The 21,042-nt window shown below is 69.5% G+C and carries 17 protein-coding genes and 1 pseudogene; 16 read left to right on the forward strand and 2 right to left on the reverse strand.

The genetic code is table 11. The features are described 5' to 3' along the window. Nucleotides 1–132: 132 nt before the first annotated feature. The 9 genes from HDA32_RS15290 (at nt 133) to HDA32_RS15330 (ending at nt 10,038) form a co-directional block, all read left to right on the forward strand. On the forward strand, nt 133–1,686 hold the full coding sequence (locus HDA32_RS15290; protein WP_179643830.1) for a gamma-glutamyltransferase family protein: 1,554 nt from the start codon (nt 133–135) through the stop codon (nt 1,684–1,686). Further along, entirely contained in the window at nt 1,679–2,149 is a 471-nt protein-coding gene (locus tag HDA32_RS15295) for a RidA family protein (protein WP_179643831.1), read from the forward strand. Before HDA32_RS15290 ends, HDA32_RS15295 begins: the two co-directional genes overlap by 8 nt. A 5-nt stretch (nt 2,150–2,154) precedes the next feature. Further along, entirely contained in the window at nt 2,155–3,954 is a 1,800-nt protein-coding gene (locus tag HDA32_RS15300; RefSeq protein ID WP_246334992.1) for a hypothetical protein, read from the forward strand. Nucleotides 3,955–3,968: 14 nt separating this feature from the next. Then, complete coding sequence (locus HDA32_RS15305; RefSeq protein ID WP_179643833.1) at nt 3,969–5,429, forward strand: aldehyde dehydrogenase family protein; 1,461 nt, start codon at nt 3,969–3,971, stop codon at nt 5,427–5,429. A gap of 302 nt (nt 5,430–5,731) precedes the next feature. Continuing rightward, nucleotides 5,732–6,445, forward strand: a complete 714-nt coding sequence (locus HDA32_RS15310; RefSeq protein ID WP_179643834.1) for an iron-containing redox enzyme family protein — start codon at nt 5,732–5,734, stop codon at nt 6,443–6,445. A 114-nt stretch (nt 6,446–6,559) separates the two neighbouring features. Further along, the gene (locus tag HDA32_RS15315) at nt 6,560–6,919 is read left to right on the forward strand and encodes a Rieske (2Fe-2S) protein (RefSeq protein WP_179643835.1); all 360 of its coding nucleotides are present in this window, start codon (nt 6,560–6,562) and stop codon (nt 6,917–6,919) included. Then, nucleotides 6,919–8,136, forward strand: a complete 1,218-nt coding sequence (locus HDA32_RS15320) for an NAD(P)/FAD-dependent oxidoreductase (protein ID WP_218882479.1) — start codon at nt 6,919–6,921, stop codon at nt 8,134–8,136. Before HDA32_RS15315 ends, HDA32_RS15320 begins: the two co-directional genes overlap by 1 nt. Nucleotides 8,137–8,229: 93 nt before the next feature. After that, the gene (locus HDA32_RS15325; RefSeq protein WP_179643837.1) at nt 8,230–8,586 is read left to right on the forward strand and encodes a Rieske (2Fe-2S) protein; all 357 of its coding nucleotides are present in this window, start codon (nt 8,230–8,232) and stop codon (nt 8,584–8,586) included. Nucleotides 8,587–8,658: 72 nt separating this feature from the next. Next, nucleotides 8,659–10,038 carry an MFS transporter gene (locus HDA32_RS15330; protein WP_179643838.1) on the forward strand — a complete coding sequence of 460 codons (1,380 nt, stop codon included), beginning with the start codon at nt 8,659–8,661 and terminating at the stop codon, nt 10,036–10,038. 26 nt (nt 10,039–10,064) lie between these two features. Here HDA32_RS15330 and HDA32_RS15335 read toward each other — a convergent pair whose 3' ends face one another. Then, nucleotides 10,065–11,840 carry a PucR family transcriptional regulator gene (locus tag HDA32_RS15335; protein ID WP_179643839.1) on the reverse strand — a complete coding sequence of 592 codons (1,776 nt, stop codon included), beginning with the start codon at nt 11,838–11,840 and terminating at the stop codon, nt 10,065–10,067. 259 nt (nt 11,841–12,099) lie between these two features. Between HDA32_RS15335 and HDA32_RS15340 the strand changes: the two genes are divergently transcribed. Together HDA32_RS15340 and HDA32_RS30755 are read left to right on the forward strand one after the other, a co-directional pair. Continuing rightward, a complete protein-coding gene (locus HDA32_RS15340) occupies nt 12,100–12,558 on the forward strand; it encodes a GlcG/HbpS family heme-binding protein (RefSeq protein WP_179643840.1) in 459 nt (152 codons plus the stop codon). 91 nt (nt 12,559–12,649) lie between these two features. Continuing rightward, a pseudogene (locus HDA32_RS30755) lies at nt 12,650–13,420 on the forward strand (ISL3 family transposase); the annotation flags it as partial. 435 nt (nt 13,421–13,855) lie between these two features. Here the strand turns inward: HDA32_RS30755 and HDA32_RS15355 are convergent. Then, the gene (locus HDA32_RS15355; RefSeq protein ID WP_218882480.1) at nt 13,856–14,905 is read right to left on the reverse strand and encodes a LacI family DNA-binding transcriptional regulator; all 1,050 of its coding nucleotides are present in this window, start codon (nt 14,903–14,905) and stop codon (nt 13,856–13,858) included. Between the two features lie 356 nt (nt 14,906–15,261). On the opposite strand from HDA32_RS15355, the gene HDA32_RS15360 reads away from it, so the two are divergent. The 5 genes from HDA32_RS15360 to HDA32_RS15380 are packed head-to-tail and all read left to right on the forward strand — an operon-like array spanning nt 15,262 to nt 21,039. Then, nucleotides 15,262–16,866 (forward strand): ABC transporter substrate-binding protein, encoded by a 1,605-nt coding sequence (locus tag HDA32_RS15360; RefSeq protein WP_179643843.1) that lies wholly within the window; start codon nt 15,262–15,264, stop codon nt 16,864–16,866. A 54-nt stretch (nt 16,867–16,920) separates the two neighbouring features. Further along, the gene (locus HDA32_RS15365) at nt 16,921–17,886 is read left to right on the forward strand and encodes an ABC transporter permease (protein WP_179643844.1); all 966 of its coding nucleotides are present in this window, start codon (nt 16,921–16,923) and stop codon (nt 17,884–17,886) included. A 26-nt stretch (nt 17,887–17,912) separates the two neighbouring features. Beyond that, nucleotides 17,913–18,908 carry an ABC transporter permease gene (locus HDA32_RS15370; RefSeq protein ID WP_179643845.1) on the forward strand — a complete coding sequence of 332 codons (996 nt, stop codon included), beginning with the start codon at nt 17,913–17,915 and terminating at the stop codon, nt 18,906–18,908. A gap of 12 nt (nt 18,909–18,920) precedes the next feature. Continuing rightward, nucleotides 18,921–20,018, forward strand: coding sequence for an ABC transporter ATP-binding protein (locus tag HDA32_RS15375; protein WP_179643846.1), 1,098 nt, complete (start codon nt 18,921–18,923; stop codon nt 20,016–20,018). Beyond that, nucleotides 20,008–21,039 (forward strand): ABC transporter ATP-binding protein, encoded by a 1,032-nt coding sequence (locus HDA32_RS15380; protein WP_246334365.1) that lies wholly within the window; start codon nt 20,008–20,010, stop codon nt 21,037–21,039. Before HDA32_RS15375 ends, HDA32_RS15380 begins: the two co-directional genes overlap by 11 nt. Nucleotides 21,040–21,042 lie beyond the last annotated feature (3 nt).

Consider the following 21,042-nt stretch of genomic DNA (forward strand, 5'->3'; position numbering starts at 1 on the left):
AATCCGCGTCGGTTTCCACGGCACTGTGTCCATAGAAGGTCGGCATCGACCCGCCGGACACTGAGCCGTGTGAATACGGCACCACGCGATGTCCAGATCCCACCGCGGGGCCCCGCGGTCTCCCATGGCGGTATGGTCGCCGCCGGCCACCCCTCCGTGAGCATGGCGGGCGCGCGCGTGCTCGCCGATGGCGGCAACGCCGTCGACGCCGTCCTCGTCATGGCCGCGGTCTCCTGGCTGGTGCTCCCCGGCCAGTGCGGTATCGGAGGCGACGCCTTCGCCCTGTATCGCGGCCCTGACGGCCGCGTGACCTCGTTCGGCGGGAGCGGCTACGGCCCAGATGGCGCCGGCACCGGTTTCTACCGCGAGCTGGGGCTTACGGCGATCCCTCTCAGCGGAGCACTGGCCGTGGCGGTTCCCGGCGCGGTCGCGGCCATCGCCGCGCTGCACCGTGCGGGCGCCTCCCGACCTCTCGCGGAGCTGTGGGCACCGGTCGCCACCATGGCGGAGACGGGCGTGCCCTGCACCGCCAAGACCCACGACGACGTCTCCCAGCATGCCGAGTCGCTCGCTCGCGACCCCGATGCCGCCCGCGCCTTCCTCCCCGGTGGGCGCCCGGTCCGGACGGGACAGCGGGTACTGCATCCCGCCCTGGCGCAGACGCTGCGCCGGCTGGCCGACGATCCGGCCTGCCTGTACCGGGGGGAGCTCGGCGAACGCGCGGTAGCGCTGCTCACCGCCGCGGGCGCCCCCTTCTCCGGGGCCGAGTGGGAGGCGGGCGCCGACGTCTCGGGCGAACCCTCGATCACCGCGGAGTACGGGGGCCTACTGGTGCACCAGACGCCGCCGCCCACCCCGGGGTGGATGGTCCTGCAGCAGGCCGGAATATGCGCAGACCGGCTCGGCTCACTGCCCTGGCTCGGATCCGACGCCGTGCACTGGCTCGCGAGCGCGGCGCGCACCTCCTTCGCCGACCGCGCGCGAGCGGGGTCCGACACCCCCTTCTGGCGAACTCTGCTCGAACCGGAGTCCTTGCGGGTGCGCCGGGAGCGCATCGAGAACGGGACGGCGCCCCGGCCCGGTGCGATGGACATCGACGGCGACACCACCTCAATGGTCGCGGTGGACGGTGCCGGACGCGCCGTCGGCCTGATCCATTCGCTGGCCCACACCTTCGGCGCCCGGCTTTCGGTCCCCGGCACCGGGATCATGCTGAACAACCGGTTGGGACGCGGGGCCTACCTCGCCGAAGGGCACCCCAACGCGGTGGCCCCGCGCCGCAGGCCGCTGCACACGCTGAACGCCTGGCTCGTCACCGATGACGTGGGGGAACTGCGACACATCGGCAACGTCCCCGGCGGTGACGGCCAGGTCCAGTGGAACACCCAGCTGCTCTCGCACCTGATCGATCACGGTACCGATCCGTACACAGCGGTCAGCGCCCCGCGTTTCACCGTCTTCCCCGGCAGCGACGCCGACGTCCTCGAACAGGCCCCGGAGCTGCGGTGCGAATCCCGTTTGGACCCCTCTGTGCTGCGGCGGCTGCACGACCTCGGACACCCGGTGCGTCGGGTGGGCGCATGGGGGGCCGGAGGCAGTGCGCAGGTGGTGAGTCTCGACGCCGCCACCGGCGCCCTGCTCGGCGGCTCCGATCCCCGCCAGGACGGGGTGGCGATCGGTGTCTGAGGCCGAGTTCTCCCCCGCCGCCGCACCGCGCCCCCAGGGGCGCTACGTGACCGCCGTCGCCGGAGCGGGCCTGCTCGTCAGCGCCGGCATGACGCCGCGGGCCGGGGGCGAGTTGGTGCTACGCGGCAGGGCCGGTGCGGAGCTGGACACCGTAGCCGCGGCCGGTGCGGCCCGGATCGCCGCCCGCAACGCGCTGGCGGCGCTCGCCGGCATCGCCGGCGGCCCGGACGGGATCGGCCGTCTGTTGCGGATGACCGTGTACGTGGCCTGCACCGACGACTTCACCGCCCTGTCGGCGGTCGCGGACGGCGCCTCCGCGGCACTCGCCGAGATGCACGGGGCCGAGGCGCTGCCCGCCCGCAGCGCGATCGGCGTCCGCGCGCTCCCCGACGGCGCTCCGGTCGAGGTGGAACTGATGGCCGCGGCCGTGACCGAGAACCCCGCACGGAGGAGACAACCGTGAAGATCATGGTATTCGCCGCTCCCGGAGCACAGGGGCCGTCGAAGGGCGTCGTCGACGCCCTCGACCACGCGGTCGCCCTGCGCGCGGGGATCCGCGCCCAAGGCGGGAATGCCGCTGTCGTCCTCGCCGCGCTCATCGAGGCCGAGGGCTCCCCCGGAGGAGAGGGAGCCGACGGATGGGTGTGCGAGCACCCGGTGGCCGATCAGGTGCTGCTGGTCCGCGCGACCCCGGACACCCCCGTCGACTCGCTGCGCGCGGCCCGGACGCTCACCCGGTTGGCCCGCCGGGTCCGTCCCGACGTGGTGCTGTGCGCCGCCGGCTCCGACGGGCGCGAAGCCGTGGAACTCGCGGCCCGGGCCTCCGAACTGGCGCTGCTGCCCGCAGCGACCTCGGTCGTGCGGCTGGCCCCGGAGCAGCGTTCCTTGGTCGCGCTGCGGGAGGTCGAGCACGGCTGGCAGGAGATGCGCGTGGACCTCCCGTGCGTCATCGGCGTCTCCAGGGGGCCCGATCCCCGCCCGGATCCCGAGGGCCGCAACGACGCCGAGGTACGCGTGCTCGACGCGGCCGAACTGCTCGGATCGGACCGGCCGGGCTCCGCCCGCGGCACCGCAGAGTCCCCTCCGCCCTCCCGCATCCTCCACTCCTCCTCGGCGCCGACGCCCCGGGCCGGCATGCGCACCGGCGACCCCCGCACGGCCGTCCGCCACCTCGCGGCCGCGCAGGCCCGCACCTCGCCCCTCCCCCGGCCGCGGCGCCCGATCGGCGCACGCCGCCAGGTCTGGGTGCCCGTCCAGTACCGGGACGGCCTCTGCCATCCGGCCTCGCTCGAAGGCCTGGACCTGGCCGCGCGCCTGCACCCGGCTCTGGCAGCGGTCGCCGTGGTCCCCTGCGCGGCCCCGGAGCAGGCCCGGGCACTGGCCCCGGAACTCGGCCGGTGCGGGGCCGAGCAGGTGCTCGCCCTGGTCGCCGACGGCCTGGAGAGCCGTTCCCCGGCCGGATACGCCCGGGCGCTCTCCTGCGCCGCGGCGGAGGAGGCCCCACTGGCGGTGATCGGCGCCGGTACCGCGGACGGCCGGGAGTACCTGGCCCGGCTGGCCGTCCGGCTGAACACGGACCTGATCGGCGACGTCGTGAACGCACGCGTGGACGCGCCACCGCAGGCAGGTCCCGCCGCTTTCGTGTGGACGCGGGCGGCCGGCGCCGACCGGGAGCACCTTCACCTGGTCACCCGCGCCGCGTGCGCGGTGGCCGCGCTGCGTCCGGGCTGCCGCCCCCACCCCCGGTCCCCGAGCGAGCCCGCACCGCCCGAGCTCCGGATGCTGCGTCCGGGGATCGGTGTGCCCGACGGGCGAATCACCGAACTGGACCGCTGGGAGGACCGATTGGCCCGGCGGCACGTCGAACAGGCGGCGGTGGTGGTGCACCTGGGCGCCGGGGTGTCCGCCGACACGGCCGAGGCCGCCCACCGGATCGCGGACGCGCGCGGGTGGACGGTCGGCGGTTCCCCGCAGGCGGTGCAGGCGGGGCTGGTCCCGCCACAGATGGAGATCAGCGTGGAACGGCTGTGCGTCTTTCCGTCGGTCGCGCTCTGCCTGGGCGCCGAACCGCGGGACCTGGACGCCGTCCAGGGCGCCGGCCTGGTCATCGCGGTGCCCGCGTTCTCCGGGCGGGGACGTGCCGTCCCCGGCGCCGATCTGACCGTCGACACCGACGCCGACCGGGTCCTTCGGACCCTCTCCACCGACCGTCCGCCGTCTCCGGTACGGCCGGGGACACAGGCGGCGACCGATTCCGCGAACCATTGACCCCAGGGGGAACCGTGACACCGACGCATGAGGGACGCAACTACATCGCAGGCGAGTGGGTCGCCTCGGCCTCGGGCCGGACCTTCGACCGCCGCAACCCCGCCGACCAGGACGACCTGGTCGGCGTCTTCCCCGATTCCACCGCCGCGGACTCAGCCGATGCGGTGTCCGCCGTGGCCGACGCGGCACCTGCCTGGGGCCGAGTCCCGGCGCCCGAGCGGGCGCTGGTCCTGCAACGCGCCGCCGACATCTTGGAGCGCCGAGCCGACGAGCTCGCCGTCGAACTGGTCCGGGAGGAGGGCAAGACCCTCGCCGAAGCCACCGCGGAGACCCGCCGGACACCGCAGAATCTGCGCTTCTACGCCGGTGAGGCGCTGCGGATCGCCGGTGACTCCTTCCCCTCCGAGGGACAGGGCGCGGTCTACACCACGCGCGAACCCGTGGGTGTGGTGGGCGCGGTGACCCCGTGGAACTTCCCGCTCAACATCCCCTCGCGCAAGCTCGGCCCGGCGCTGGCCGCGGGCAACGGCGTGGTGTACAAGCCCTCTCCGGTCTCGCCGCTGTTGGGGCAGCGGCTGGTGGAGGCACTGCTGGAGGCGGGGCTCGCACCGGGGGCGATCGCGCTGGTGCAGGGCGGCGCGGAGGCCGGGGCCGCCGTGGTGGGCGACCATCGGGTGGGCGCGGTCACGTTCACCGGGTCGACCGAGACGGGCCGCCGGATCCACAGCGCCGTCGGACCCTCGCGGCGCTGCCAACTGGAGATGGGCGGCAAGAACCCGGTGCTGGTCCTGCCCGATGCCGACCTGGACCGCGCGACCGCGCTGATCGTCAAGGGCGCCTTCGGCCTCAGCGGACAGGCCTGCACCGGGACCAGCCGGGTCCTGGTGCACGAATCGGTGCACGACCGACTGGTGGAACTCCTCGCGGCGGCCGCGGACTCGCTGACGGTAGGGCCCGGCCTCGGCGACGGCGTCGACATGGGGCCGCTCGCCGCCGACTTCCAGTTGCGCAAGACGCTCGACTACGTCGCGATCGGGTGCAAGGAAGGCGCCGAACCGGTGGCCGGGGCGCAGCGCCCCGCCGGCCCCGGCACGGACCGGGGGTTCTTCGTCCGGCCGACGGTGTTCACCGGGTGTACCACGGACATGCGGATCGTCCGGGAGGAGATCTTCGGCCCCGTCATCGCGGTGCAGCGGTTCGGCACCTTCGAGGAGGCGCTCACCCTCGCCAACGACTCCGATTACGGGCTGGCCGCCGGGATCGTCACCCGCGATCTGAATCGGGCGTTGGAATTCGCCCGGAGCTCGAAAAACGGACTGGTGAAAATCAACCAACCGACCACGGGAATGGGCATGACCGTCCCCTTCGGCGGCCTCAAGGAATCCAGCACCCAGACATTCAAAGAGCAGGCCGGCAATTCGATGATGATGTTCTACACCCAGGAGAAGAGTGTTTACATCTCCGCTCTTTCCTGACCCGTCGGGGCGCGGAGGCGGAAGAGCACGGTGCGGACCACCGCACTCCGGATGAATTGCGCGGCGGCCACATTCGTACGACCCCGCCGCCACATCACGACGGCCACCACCGAACCGGCGCCGCCGCCGGGCCGTGCGCCATCACGCGCCTGCACGGCTTACAGCCGTAGGAAAAGCTCAGTGCACGGTGCACATCGATCTCCGCGGGACTCTGTGCCGAATCACCATAGGACCGGATGGGGCGCGTCCGTAGCGTGGAGGCGTGCAGAAATCCGGGGCACCAGGGAAAGGGAGCACCAAAAATGCAGGAATTGTTGCAACGGGACGAATTCCGCCAGGCCCTCCAGGACGCCATCAAGGGCCGGGAGGCCAAGAACGCGTCATTCAGCAAGGCATGGGCCGAAGGGACGCTCAAGCACGAGCACTTCGCTCGCTGGGCTGAGAACCACTACCACTACGTGGGCCCCTTCGCCGATTACCTCTCCTACGTCTACGCCAACATCCCCGACGCCTTCACCGGGGCGAAGGACTTCACGCTGCAGAACATGTACGAGGAGGAGCTGGCCGACATCCGGCACACCGATCTGCTCATCCGGTTCGCTGAGGCCTGCGGGACCACGCGGGAGCGGATCGAGGATCCCTCCAACATGAATCCCGTCACGCGTGGACTGCAGTCCTGGTGCTACGCCGTCGCGATGCGCGAGCACTTCGTGGTCGCCACCGCGGCCCTGGTAGTGGGGCTGGAGTCCCAGGTGCCCAGCATCTACCGCAAGCAGATCGTTCCCCTGCGGGAGGTCTACGGGTTCACCGAGGACGAGATCGAGTTCTTCGACCTGCACATCACCTCCGACGAGGTGCACGGCGAGCGGGGCTACCAGATCGTTCTCGACCACGCCGACACCCCTGAACTGCAGCAGCGCTGCCTGCAGATGTGCCGCTGGGGCGCGGAAATGCGCTTCTCCTACACACAGGCCCTCTACGACACCTACGTCAAGCCCGACCTGATGACCGCCTGAGGACGGTCCGGCCGGCGGCGCCGCCTCCCTCCGGGAACGCGCCGCCGGCGCCGATCGCCCGCCGAAACCCCCGGCCCGCCGCCATGGGCCGGTGAGCGCAGTTGGGACAGCAGATTGACCGAATGGGTAGAGGTCGCCACGCTCCAGGAACTCCGCCGACGCAAGCGCAAGCTCGTCATCATCGGCGACACCCGGATCGCGCTCTTCCTCGTCGATGACCGGGTGTACGCGCTGGCCGACACCTGCGTCCACAAGCAGAGGTCATTGACCAAGGGCACGGTCCTGCACGGCCGGGTCATCTGCCCCGGCCACCAGTGGGCCTTCGACCTCGAAAGCGGCCGAGCCGATGACCGCGACGAGTGCCAGCCGACCCACGACGTGCGGATCGACGACTCCACCGTCTACCTCGATCCCCGACCCCACCCCGCCCCGCACAGGGCGCTGCAGGAAGCGCGAATGTCCAAGGAGCCGTGATGCTGGAAACCATCCTGATCGTCGGCGCCGGCCAGACCGCCGCCGTCGCGATACGCACCCTTCGCCGCCGCGGCTTCGACGGGCGCATCATCCTCATCGGTGCCGAAGCCGATCTGCCCTACCAGCGCCCGCCGCTGTCAAAGGAGTACCTGCTCGGTGAGCAGGACCGCTCCGAACTGGACCTGCTGCCGGCGCAGTGGTGCGAGCACAACGGCGTCGAGACCTGCACCGGAGCGGAAGTCCGGCGCGTGGACACCGGCGGGGGAGGCGTCGAGCTGTCCGATGGTTCGCGGATCAGCGGCGATGCCGTGCTGCTGGCCACGGGAGGCCGCCCTCGGCGGCTGAGCGTCGACGGCGATGAGCACGTGCACTACCTGCGCACCCTCGCCGACGCCGACCGGATCCGCACGTTGATCCGCCCCGACGCACACGTCATCGTGGTCGGTGCGGGCTTCATCGGTTCGGAGCTGGCCTCCTCCGCTCGAACTCGGGGAGCCGCCGTGACCGTGCTGGAACAGGCCGCCTGTCCGTTCGGAAACGTCGTCGGTCCTGTGATCGGAGACGTGTGCGCCGCGGCGCAACGGGAACACGGAGTGGACCTGCGCACAGCGACGACGGTCACCGAGGTCGGTCGCACCTCCGCCGGAACGTTCGTGCGCACCGGATCCGGAGCGGTGATCGAGGGAGACATCGTGGTAGCCGGCGTCGGAATGCTGCCCAATGCCGAGCTCGCCCGCGATTCCGGGATCGCGACCGACGACGGCGTCCTGGTGGACGAGTACTGCCGGACCTCCGCGGCGAACGTCTTCGCAGCAGGCGATGTGGCCCGCCACCATCACCCGCTGTTCGGCCGGCGCATGCGCGTGGAGCACTTCGACAACGCCAGCAAGCAGGGTATGACGGCCGCCAAGAACATCCTGGGCAGACCGACGGCCTACACGGATCCGCACTGGTTCTGGTCGGACCAGTTCGGTCTCAATCTGCAGTGCATCGGGCGCACCTCCAACGCCGACGACATCGTCATCCGCGGCCGGCTCGACGCCTTCGACTTCACCGCCTTCTACCTGGAGGAGGGGGTGCTCCGGGCGGCGTTCACCGTGGAGCGCGGCGGCGACGTGCCCCTTGCCGGGGCGCTCATCACCCAGCAGGTCAGGCCGGACGTCGACGCGCTGCGCGACGAGGACCACGACCTCGCCGATCTGCTCACGACCGCATAAGCCCTCACGCACGTCGCGTTCCTTCCCGATGTGGGACCACGGTCCCACCCGATCCCAGCGGCCGGACCCCGGCCCGCGTGGAGGAGACATTCCATGGAGTTCGTTCGGGTCGCCCGCTCCGGACAGATCCCCGAGGGGATCGTCCGCCGCTTCTTCGTCAACGGCGTGGAACTCGCCGTTGCCCGCTCCGAAGAGGGAGCGGTGCACGTCATGTCCAACTACTGCACACACCTGGACTGCCTGCTGTCCTCCGGCAGGGTGACCGACGACGGGTTGCTCTGCTCGTGCCACGGCAGCGTCTTCGACTTCGATTCCGGGGAACCCATCACCCCACCGGCGACTCGGCCCGTGCGCGTGTTCGAGGCCAAGGAGGAGGACGGCCAGGTCTACGTCGCCCTCCCTGCCGAGACCCAGCGCACGGAACGGCCCAAGCGGCGGCTGAGCACGTAGTGAGGTCGGCGAGGCCGGAGCGGAGGTGACCGGCGAAGCAGCCACCGGGGACCGGACCGCGGGGAGCACCGAGTGAATCGAAGAGAACCGGCCGGCGAGGGGCGGCGCAACCGCTGGGCACTGCTGCCCCTGCTCCTCGCGACGTTCACCGGGACAGTGGCGAACAGCATCGTCAACGTCCCGCTCGCCCTGATCGTGGCCGACCTCGGCGTCACGGTCGCGGCGGGGTCGCTGATCGTCGTGGCCTTCGCCGCGGTTCTGGCCTCGCTGATGCCCGTCACAGGGTGGCTCGCGGACCGCTGGGGGCGCCGCAGAGTGTTCGTCTGCGCGATGGGGGCCATGGCGGGCTCCTCCGCTGGGGCCGCGTTCGCGCCCGATCTCGGGATCCTCGTGCTGTGCAGGGCCGCGCAGGGAGCCGCGTGCGCGGCCGTTCTTCCCACCGTCATGGCGCTGCTGGTGACCTCCTCGGGAGAGCGGCGCCGAAGCCGGACGCTCGGACTGTGGGCGGCGGCGAACGGCCTGGGCCAGGCGGCCGGGCCGGCGCTGGGCGGGGCCCTGGCCACCTGGTTCGGCTGGCGCGCGGTGTTCTGGCCAATCGTCGCGCTGGCGCTGCTCGCCCTGGCCGGAGCGCTGTGGCTGCTCCCCCGGGACGCGCCCCGGCCGCTGCGCCTGGACTGGGGCGGCGCCCTGATGCTCACCCTGGCCGCCGCCCTGATGATGGGCTCGGCGGCGGCGACCGCCCCGCTCGGACCGGCATCCCCCCTCGTCTGGGGGAGCGCTTTCGCCGGGATCGCCGCGACGTGCGCGTTTCTGCTGGTGGAACGGGGACGGGCGGACCCGTTCCTGCATCTGCACCTGCTGCTGGAAACGCGCTACCTCCGCTCGTGCCTGGCCGCATTGGCACAGATGTTCTGCCTGGGAGCTCTGCTGATCGGGATCCCCCTCTACCTCACCGGCCAGAAAGGCGCCACCCCCCTGGCCTCGGGCCTGGTCCTGCTGAGCATCCCCGTGACGATGGCGCTGCTCGCTCCGGTGGTCGGTGCCCTCAGCGATCGCTGGGGCGCCCGCCACGCCCTGCGGTTCGGGCTCGTCTTGCTCATCATCGGTCAGCTCCTGACCGTGGCCGCGGTGGCTCTCGATTCGGGAGTGGGTCCCTTGCTCATCACCGCCCTGATCGCCGCGGGTGCCGGCATGGCGTCCGTGCAGACCCCCGCGGCGACCGGGGCGTCGCGTTCGCGCCTGGGCCGGCACGGGACCGGACTCGGGCTGTTCAACCTGGTGCGCTTCGGCGGTTCGGGGCTGGGGGCGGCATGGGTCGCACTGGCGGTGGACCGGTCGCCGATGTTCGGATCGGCCTTCGCCGTCTGCGCAGGGGTCGCGGTCATCGGGCTCGTCGGCGCGTTCGCGGGTCGGGACCCCGGCCCCGATACGCGCCCGGCGCCTCGGAACTGAGGGGCGTGGCGGCACCGGGCGGCCGGTCAGTGCGGGAACACATCATTGGCGGGCGGCGCGAGTTCCTGTTCGATGGCGGAGGCGATGGAGCCCAGGGTGTCGATGTGGTGCGCCAGCCACACCATGAACTGGGTATCCGCCGAACGCAGGTCCCGACCCAGCACCCGAGAGGCGCGCTCCAGTTTGTAGAGCATGGTGTTGCGGTGCAGTCGCATCGACCGCGCCGCCGCATTGAGGTTGCCCCCCGATCTGATATAGGCGAGGACGACCTGCTCCAAGTCGCCCGTCTGGCTGTGGACGTCCCGCAGCGGTGTCAGCACTTCATCGACGAAGGCCCGCCCCCGACGGCTCCCACCCAGATCCCTGAGCACCGCGAACACGCGGAGTTCGGAATAGCCGCAGACCGGATCGGCCTCCAGGCGGCGGGCCAGCCCCATGGCGACCCGGGCTTCGTAGTAGCTCGTCGACACCCCGGCCGCCCCCAGCCCGCAACGCCCGTAGGAGACCCTGACCTCGGATCCCAGACGGCGACTGAAAGCCCGGTGCAACCGCTGCGCGAACCGGGTGATGGTCTTGTCCTCCTCGTCGCCCTGCAACGAGTCCGGTCCTGAAGGCAGCGGGTCGATCACCACCAGCATCGTCCCCATCACCGTGGCAAGGCGCGGCCTGTCACCGGGGGGATCCAGGGTCTGGGCGATCCGTGCCATGGAGGCTCCCCGCTGCATGGTGGACCGGTCCGATGGAATCAGTGCGGAGGAGGCCACGATGTGGACGGCGTAGCGGCCCTCGATGTCGAACTCCTGGTGCCGTGCACGCGCTCGGAGTTCGTGCTCGTCGGCGAACCGACCGTGCACGAGCGCGTAGATGAAGTCACCGCGCGTCCGTTCCTCGGCGGTGCGCATGGACCACTGGCGCAGCATCTCCGATCCGATGAGGGTCGCCCCGTGCTCGACGATGATCCGGTGCTGGGCGAGATCGTGGCGCTCGGGCGGCCGGTGTCCCTCCGCCACCGCGAGCCACCCGTAAACCTCTCCCGCGACCATAATCGGAGCGCTGAGAACGTGAGCAGGGGTCCATTCCTCGCCCCCGCCGCTCTCCAACACGATGCCGTGCGTGGGAGGGCCGTGTCCCTGCTCGTCGCCTTCAAGGGGGATCTCACCGAGGCGCTCGGCCAAGGGGACCGCGATCGACGACGGATCAGCGTTCCACGCTCCGGGCGGCACCGCCGAGGCGATGACCTCGCCGGCCGCACCGAGCACCAGGACCGGACTCCGCGCCAGGCCCGTGATGGCCTGGGCCATAGCCGGGATCCCCGCCCCCCGGGAGAGCACTTCGGCCAGCGTGCGGTGCACCCTCATGCTGTATTCGAGGACGTGCGCGGTCTGTGCCAGCGCCTTCTGCCCGACCAGTCGGCTGACCGCCGGATAGTCGGCGGCGCACGGGAGCACGACCAAGGGCAGGCCCCGCTCCCTCGCCGCAGAGGATGCCGCGGCGAGTTCCATGGGATCGCTATCCGGCGGCCACGCCAGCAGGGCCGATCCGGCGCGATCTGCCACCTCCCCGACCACGGAGCAGGCGCCACTGGGATCCCGGATGGCGGTGGTGGACACGTGGACGGCGACTCCGGCGAGGTCGTTCTTCGAGCGCGCCCCTCCCACGTTGATCTCCGACCAGGGCAGGCACCACGCCACCTGCGTCCGGCCGATGTCGCCTTCGAGAACGAGGGCGGAGCGCAACAGCGGCTCGGCGAGCAGGTCCTCGACGCTGACACGGCCTTCGGGGCCGCTGCGGTCATGTGCCATGTGCCCACATCCCGGTACTCGTTTTCGGCAAAGTGTACATTGCCGGACAATAGCATTCCATATGAAGCTATGAGCGATATCGATCGACGGTTTTCCATTCAGAGATCCGGCGATCGGCCTCCGAATAGACAACAGCTTCAATCACAGGAGAAGTATTTTCAATAGCGGGTGACCGGTTTTGCACCTCGAAATCAATCTCCGGTTCCACCACAACACGGAGGCAACAAAGTAATGGCACCTTCCTCTTGAAGGAGTGGGTATGCACACGGTGTACCGATTGACCCTCGAAGACGCCCTGGTGGTACTGCGCGCAGCCGAGCAGGAAGCCGAGAGGATCGGAGTTCGGCAGACCATCTGCATCGCAGATGACGGTGCCCATCCCATCGCATTGCACAGGATGACCGGGGCGCGATTGACCGGAGTCGAAATCGCCATGGCCAAGGCATTCACAGCTGCCGGCCACCAGCGTGACACGCATAAATTCAATGAACCGCCGGACGGCCCCGCCCTCCCCGGCAACGAGGCGTTTGGGATCAGCCACATGCACCCGGGACGCTTCGCCGTCTTCGTCGGCGGGTTCCCCATCGTGTACGAGGAGCAGGTGATCGGCGCCGTCGGTGTCAGCGGCGGCAACGGCGACCAGGACAAGGCGGTCGGCGCCGCGGCGCTGGCGGCCTTCCGCCACCGGGTCGCCGCGGTCGGTGCACCCACTGCCTGACCGCCTTCCGGCGTCCACGCCGGTCCGGCTCACTTTCGGCTCTGTCCCGCTTTCGGTGATGACCTAGAGCAGCGTTGTGTCACGCACGGCTATGCGTGCTGTCAACGAGCTTGTGCAGCTCGTGTCCGCGGGCCTGTTTCCCCTGGATACTGAGGATGTCAGCAGCGAGGACGGGATGATCCGGATCCGGGCGCGCACTCCCGAGAGGCCGGCGCCCTGCCCAGTGTGCGGGACTCGTTCCGCTCGGGTGCACGCCTTCCGAGCGCACCGTGGCCGATGCGCCGGTGGACTGCCGGCGCGTGGCCGTGGTGGTGCGGGTGCGCCGCCTGGTGTGCCCCATTCTCGGCTGTGAGCGACAGACCTTCCGGGAGCAGCTTCCCGGCGTGCTGGAGCGCTACCAGCGGCGCACGCCCCGGCTGGCCGCTCAGATCGGCGCGGTCGTGAGGGAGTTGGCCGGTCGGGCGGGCGCGAGAGTGATGTCCGCCCTGGCCATGCAGACATCGGAGAACACCGCCTGCGCGCGCTGAAGCGCTTGGCGCTGCCGGTGCGGCCGATGCCGCGGGTGCCGGAGGTGGACGACTTCGCCCTGCGCAAGAGCCACCGGTATGCCACCGTGCTCACCGACGCGGCGACCAACGTCCGCGTCGATGTCTTGGCCGACCGCAGCGCCGACACGTCCGCGGCGTGGCTGCGCGACCATCCCGGCGTCGAAGTCGCCGTCCGCGACGGGGCGGCCTCCTATCCCGAGGCCGTGCGCCGGGCGCTTCCCGACGCCCTCCAGGTGGCCGACCGCTGGCACCTGTGGCACGACCTCTCCGAGGCCGTAGCCAAAGAAGCCGCGGCTCACAGCGGATGCTGGGCCAAGGCCGGGCCACCACGCCAAAAGTTGACTCGGCAGGAGACCTGAGGGGCCCTGATTCCAGCATGGAGTGTCCTTCGCCAGCAGGGCGCTCCTACTTCGGATCCGATCTCGACGCTCGAATCCTTGCAAGTCAACGGAAGAGGAATCCGCCGACCGCCCCCAGCCCGTGGTGGTCCAAAACCCTTGCCGCGACCTCGGGCTCTTTGGGCAGGAATCCCTCGGGCCCGAACTCGGTCGCGGTCAACCCGACCTCGCGCATCTCCCGGAGTACGCGCTCAGGCCGCATCTGGTGTCCCCAGCCGGGCACCTCGCACACACCCAGGAGATCGGTGCGCCGGCGATCCTGCACGGCTGTCCGGCCGTCATCTGATCCGTGTCCATACCTTCACCTTGTCGGTCCGCATCGATCTTCCACCGCCGGGCCCGGCCCGACGATCAGGTGGTCGGGGAGGATGCCCCGGGAATCGGCACCGTTGATCCGCGGACCTGGAGCGAGGGCTCGACCAGGTCCACATGCGCCTGCCGGAGCGGATCGTCGATCCGGGCAAGCAGCGCACGCCCCGCCCGGCGGCCGACCTCCTCGTTGGCCGGATCGACACTCGTCAGCCACAGATGGCGCAGGCGCGCCAGGTAGGTGTTGTCATAGCCGACCAGGGACAGCTCCTCCGGTGTTCTGACGCCGACGTCGTCCGCGGCCGACAGCGCGCCGATGCATGACATGTCGTTCGACGCAAAGATGGCCGTGGGCCGCTTTCCGCCGCTCAGCAGCTTGACCGCCGCGCGGTACGCGCCCTCTTCTCCGCCGTCGCCCGCCTCGACCGCGATGTCGTCCTCAAGCCCGCATGCGCGCATCGTCTCCTCATACGCCTGTCGGCGGATCGCGCCCACCACTCCGCGGCCGGAGATGTGGGCGATCCTGGTGTGGCCGAGTTCGATGAGGTGGCGAGTGGCGCTTTCGGCCCCCCTCCAGTCATCGGCGGCGATGGTGTCGACGCTGGGCAGGTCGATGTCCCGGCTGCTCGCTATCACTGTCGGGACCTCTCCCGCGATCTGCGCGATCGCCGGTGAGATCGGGATGGTCCCGACGAGCACCAGCCCGTCGACGCGCATTTCGAGGAATGTCTGGATCAGGCTCTCATCTGTCCGCTGGTTGAGTCGGCCGTCGCCAAACAGCATCCGCAGGCCGTGTTCGTGGAGTATCGGGTGCAGCCCGTCCAGCAGATCGACGATCCACGGGTTGCGCAGATGGCTGAGCAGCACACCGATCGTCCCGGTACGCCGCGCGCTGAGGCTGCGCGCCGCCGCGTTCGGTCGGTACCCAATCTGCTCCATCGCCTGCAACACTGCGCCGCGCCGAGCAGGGCTCACCTGGTCCGAGCCCTGCAGTACCAGTGACACCAGTGACTTGGAGACGCCGGCATGCTTGGCGACATCGCGGATCGTCGGCCGCCGCACCTCGCCCTGCTCGGGCGGGATACTCGTCATGTGGCCATCTCCTCCACGTCCCGTGAACTCTAATTGGACCGGTCCATCCACCCCTGACTGTCGCGGAGTCATTTCTTCCTGTCAACCCCTGCAAGGCGGATCCGCCAAGACCGCAGATCAGTGGAGTGCCATTCCTTTCCTTTGTGGATTTCTTGACGGGGCCTTGACAGATCTGCGTGGCACATATCACAGTTGCTAGCAATTGGATCGGTCCATGATTCGTCCAATTCAGGCGAGCCGCCCTTCCCTCCGACAAGGACGACCACTCCGGCGGCCAATCCCCCCTCGTCACCCGCGCGATCACCATCCGCCGCAGTCGCACGCCCCCCCGAACAACGTGCAAGGAGAAGTCCACGATGCGCCACCGCCAACGCAGACACCGCGTGCCACTCCGCTGGGCCGCCGTACTGGCCGCTGTCCCGACGCTGGCCGCCGGCTGTGCCCTCGGCGGGCACGCATCCCCTGAGGACCTCGGTGCCGAACTCGTCGTCGCCGCGAACATGGAGCCCCAGGACCTCGCCGCCCAGGGCGCCTACAAGGAGGTCAACGCCGTCGGGCTGCGCAACGTGGTCGAGACCCTGTTGCAGATCAGTCCGGAAACCGGCGAGATCGAGGGCGTCCTGGCCGAGAGCTGGGAGGTCGTCGACTCGCATACGGTGCGGCTCAAGATCCGTGAGGGCGTCACCTTCCACGACGGCACGGCCCTCGACGCGGAGACGGCCGCCTACATGACCGAGTTCGTGTGGGACAAGGACAACAACTTCACGATCCAGGAGTACGGCGGTCCGCAGATCAGCGCTCGCGCCATCGGCGACTACGAGATGGAGGTCACCACCGACGAGCCCGATCCGACGCTGCTGCACCGCCTCACCCTCCACGGGATCACCTCGCGCAAGCAGATCGAGGAGGATGCGAGCGCGCACAGTCAGGAGCCCATCGGAACCGGACCGTACAGATTCGTCGAGTGGCAGCGCGGGTCGTACTGGAGTGCCGAACGGTGGGACGGCTGGTGGGGCTATGAGGCGGACGACGCCCCGGGAACGACCGAGCCGCCGTTCGAGAGGTTGCGGTTCGAGTTCCGCCCCGAGGAGGGCGTCCGCACGGCGATGGCAAAGAGCGGTGAGGCCCACATCGCGATGTTCCCCGCTGCGGCCGACTGCAACGAGGCCGAGCACGTGAACACCTACACCTGCCTGGCGGGCCCGTCCGACACTTACCTGTACGCGCGCCTCGACCACCCCAGCGCCGGCGCGGATCCGCGCCTCGGTGACAAGCGGATCAGGGAGGCGTTCTTCCTGTCGATCGACGCACAGAGCCTGAACGAGCACGTCATCGAATTCGGCACGCCCCTGCAGGGCCAGCTCTCCTGGGACGGGGTCACCGGTTTCAATCCGGAGTTGGACCCCTACCCCTACGATCCGGACCGTGCCGCCGGACTGCTCGGCGAAGCCGAGTCGGACGGCGTTGACGTCGCGGGCATCCCGCTGGAGGTCCGGGGCCGCACCGGGGCGACACCGGGCATCGGATCGATCGTCGAGGCGATCGGCGGCATGGTGAACGACACGGGCTTCAACGCGCAGTTCGGTCTCCAGGAACCCGCGGTCGCCAACGAGATCATCAACACGAAGCCGACACAGGACCGCGCCTACGTCCAGGTGCACGTCAGGCAGAACCCGTTCCAGGACCTGGGTCTCGTGCTCGAATCCAACTACTACTGCGCATCACGCGCGGTGGTGTGGTGCGACGACGGGTTCGACGCGGAGCTTGAGAACGCGCTCACGCTCTCCGGGACAGAGCGCGCCGCCGCCTTCGAGCAGCTCGCCGCCGACATCCACGGCGAGTACGTCATCTATCCGCTGAGCCAGTTGGAGCGCTCCTACCTGGTCAACGACGGCATCGCCGACTGGGAGTTCGGCCTTGGCCACCGCCTCCAGGCCATCTACATGACCCCCGCCAGCTGACGGCTCGGTCGCTGAACGGAACCGGCTCCAGAGCCGAATCCCTCGGAGGAAACGTTGGCACAGTACATCCTGAAGCGCTCAGTACAGTCGCTGATCCTGCTCTTCGTCATCATGAGCGCCGTCTTCGTCGGCGGCCGGCAGATCGGCGACCCCGCGTCCCTGATGCTCGGCGGTCAGGCGACCGAGGAACAGGTCCGGCAACTGCGCAGGAGCCTGGGTCTCGAAGCGCCGCTGTGGGAGCAGTACGTCGGTTTCCTGACGAACATCATCAGGGGTGACTTCGGCGAATCGATGCGCTACGGATACGCCCACACGATGACGACGGGGCCGGAGGCACAGGGGCAGGCGGTCCTGCCGCTGGTCCTGGAGCGCCTACCAGCCACCCTCTCACTGGCCTTTCTGGCCATCCTGCTCGCTGTCGCGATCGCTGTTCCGCTGGGGTGCTTCGCCGCGATGCGCCCCGGCTCCGCGATCGACCGGGCCGTGACGGTCGTGTCCCTCGCTGGAGTGTCGCTTGTCCAGTTCTGGCTCGGCCTGATGCTGATCCTCATCTTCGCGGTCCAGCTCGGCTGGCTGCCCACATCCGGATACGGATCCGGGGGTCTCGCCTATGCCATCCTGCCGGCGCTGACACTGGCCGCCCGACCCATCGGCCGACTGGCGCAGATCGTCCGTTCATCCATGCTCGACGAACTCTCGAAGCCCTACATCGCCGCCGCCCGGGCCAAGGGCGCCTCCGAGATGCGGCTGGTCTTCGGCCACGGGCTGAAGAACGCGGCGATACCGATCATGACCATGCTCGGTGACGAGCTGGCCAACGTCATGACGGGGGCGATCGTGGTCGAGGTGGTGTTCGGATGGCCGGGGATCGGAGCACTCGTGGTGAGCGCACTCTCGATCCGCGACCTTCCGCTCATCGAAGCGTCCATCTTCGTCATCGCGATCATGGTGATCCTCATCAACCTCGCGGTGGATCTCAGCTACAAGTATCTGAATCCGAAGGTGCGGCTCCACGCTTGAAATCCCGATGTGAAAGGAGATGCCCGATGCCTGGAGCGGATCCTCAGGAGAACGGCCACGACACGGCAGCGCCGTCAGGGGAAGAGCGTCTGGAAAGGGTGCGCGCGTCCCACTTCGTGGCCGCACTCGTCCGAGACCCCATCACCCTCATCAGCCTGTCGTGGCTGGTCCTGGTCGTCGTAACCGGACTGGGCGCGGCGTTCTTCGCGCCCTACGACGCCGCCGACCAGGACATCGCCCGCCGACTCCTTCCGCCCCTGACACACAACCCGGACGGGGGGTTCCACCTGCTGGGAACGGACCAGAACGGCCGGGACGTGCTGAGCATGCTGTTGTTCGGCGGTCGCGTGTCAGTGACGGTCGCCCTGCTGGGGACCCTGGCCTCCGGGCTGCTCGGCGTGACCATCGGACTGCTGGCAGGCTACTACGGCGGACGCTTCGACGCGGTCGTCATGCGCATCGTGGACGGGATGATGTCCATCCCCAGTCTGCTCCTCGCCCTTTTCGTGCTGTTCATCATCGGCGGTGGATTCCTCAACGTCGTCCTGGTCTTCGCCCTGCTCAGGTGGATGATCTATGCCCGGATCGCCCGCGCGCAGGCTCTGTCCTACCGCGAATCGGCGTTCGTCGACGCCGCGCACGCCATCGGCGCGCCGACGCCGCGGATCCTGGTCCGCCACCTGCTGCCCAACATGGCCTCGCCGCTCCTGGTCTTGGCGACACTGGAGGTCTCCTACCTCATCCTGACCGAGGCATCGCTCAGCTTCCTCGGGTTCGGAATCCAGCGCCCGCTGAGCTCCTGGGGTCTGATGATCACGCAGGGGCGCGACTACATCGGCGAGGCCTGGTGGCTGGTGACGATCCCCGGACTGATCATCTTCTTCACCGCGCTCGGCCTGAACCTGCTCTCGTCGTGGGCGCGCACCATGGCCGATCCGGCACAGCGGTGGCGGTGGATGAAGAACAAACCGTCGTCGCGGACCGCGGACTCCGCGGGGACCGCCACCCGTTCGACTTCTTGAGGAGATACGGCAATGGACTCCACCGACACCCATTCCTCTGCCGCGGCAACCGGCCGCACCCCCTCCGCCGACAGCGCATCGGCGGTCGAAACCGTGGCTCGGCCCAAGCCGAGACACGCCAAGCGGAACGAACCGCTGCTGCGCGTCGACGGACTCAGGGTGCGGTTCCAGAGCCCGTTCGGCACCGTGAACGCGGTCAACGGTGTCGATCTCACGCTGAATCCCGGCGAGACGTTGGGCATCCTCGGTGAATCCGGATCGGGGAAGAGCATCACCGCCCAGGCGATCATGGGCCTCGTTCCCAGCCCCCCGGGCGAGGTCTCGGGGAACGGCGTCTACTTCAAGGGACAGAACCTCCTGGGGGCATCCGGGAGGAAGCTGCGTAGAGTCCGCGGCAAAGAGATAGCGATGGTATTCCAGGACTCGATCAGCTCGCTCAATCCCGGTTTCACCGTCGGCCGGCAGATCGCGGAGATGTTCCGCCTGCACGAGGGAGCCTCCCGCCGCGAGTCCCTGCGCCGGGCCGTCGAGATGATAGAACGAGTGGGGATCCCCTCGCCCGAGGTCCGTGCGGGCCACTACCCCCATCAGTTCTCCGGTGGCATGAGCCAGCGCATCATGATCGCCACCGCGTTGGCGCTCAGACCGGCCGTGGTCATCGCCGACGAGCCGACGACCGCACTCGATGTGACGGTTCAGGCTCAGATCATGGCCCTGCTCAAGCAGCTGCAGGAGGAGACCGGCATGGGCCTGATCCTCATCACCCACGACCTCCATGTGCTGGCGGAGGTGGCGGACCGGGTCACGGTCATGTACGCGGGGCGCGTGGTCGAGACCGGGACGCTGCGCGAGATCTACGACCGCCCGCGCCACCCCTACACCGCGGGCCTGATGAGATGCGTTCCCGGTATCCGCCGGAAAGAGGGCTCGCTCCAGCCGATCGCGGGCCAGCCGCCCGTGCTCACCCACATTCCGAACGGCTGCGCGTTCCACCCCCGCTGCCCGTTGCGTGTCGACGAGTGCACGCACTCCGTCCCCCGGCTGAGGACCGTTTCCAGTGAGCACTCGACCGCGTGCATCCGCCATGAGGAGATCGACAATGCCGGATAACCCCATGGACGACGCGCCGGTCCTCAGGGTCCGGAACCTGGTCACCGAGTACACGGTACGGACAGGAGCGGGCCTCATTCAGCGCAGGAAGCCGCTGCGCGCCGTTGACGATGTGTCCTTCGACCTGGGGCGCGGGGAGACCCTCGGCCTCGTCGGCGAGTCGGGGTGCGGGAAGTCCAGCCTGGCCAAGACGCTGCTCCGCCTCGTCCCCGCATCCTCGGGGAGCATCACCTTCGAGGGGACCAGCCTGACGGACCTGTCCCACAAGAGGATGCGTTCGCTGCGCAGGGACATCCAAGTCATCTTCCAGGACCCCTTCACATCGCTCAATCCCCGCATGAAGGTGTCGAGGATCATCAGCGAGCCCTGGGAGATCTTCCCCGACACCGTCCCGGCGGACCGACGGGAGGAGCGCGTCTCCGAGCTGCTGCACCAGGTGGGTCTGAACGCCGGGGACAAGGACCGCTTTCCGCACCAGTTCTCCGGAGGCCAGCGCCAGCGAATCGGTATCGCCCGGGCGCTGGCGGTCGAACCGAAACTGATCGTCTGCGACGAACCGGTCAGCGCCCTGGACGTTTCCGTCCAGGCCCAGGTGGTCAACCTGCTCCAGGACATCCAAAAGCGCCTCGGGTTGAGCTACGTGTTCATCTCCCACGACCTCTCGGTCGTCAGGCACATCGCCGACCGCGTCGCCGTGATGTACCTGGGCAAGATCGTGGAGATCGGTGACGTCGACCAGGTCTATGACGCCCCCTTCCACCCCTACACCCAGGCCCTGATCTCCGCGGTCCCCGACAGCGAACGCGGCCGGGAGGAATCCACCGCGCGCCGCATCATCCTGGAGGGCGACGTACCGAGTCCGCTCGATCCTCCCTCGGGATGCAGGTTCCGGACCCGCTGCTGGAAGGCGGTCGAGCGCTGCGCCGTGGAGCAGCCGGAGCTGCGCGTCCGCCCTCGAACCGGTCACGCATCGGCGTGCCATTTCGCTGAGCCGGCCCCGATCCTGAAAGGCGCACGATGACCG

The organism is Spinactinospora alkalitolerans, assembly GCF_013408795.1.
GTDB lineage: Bacteria > Actinomycetota > Actinomycetes > Streptosporangiales > Streptosporangiaceae > Spinactinospora > Spinactinospora alkalitolerans.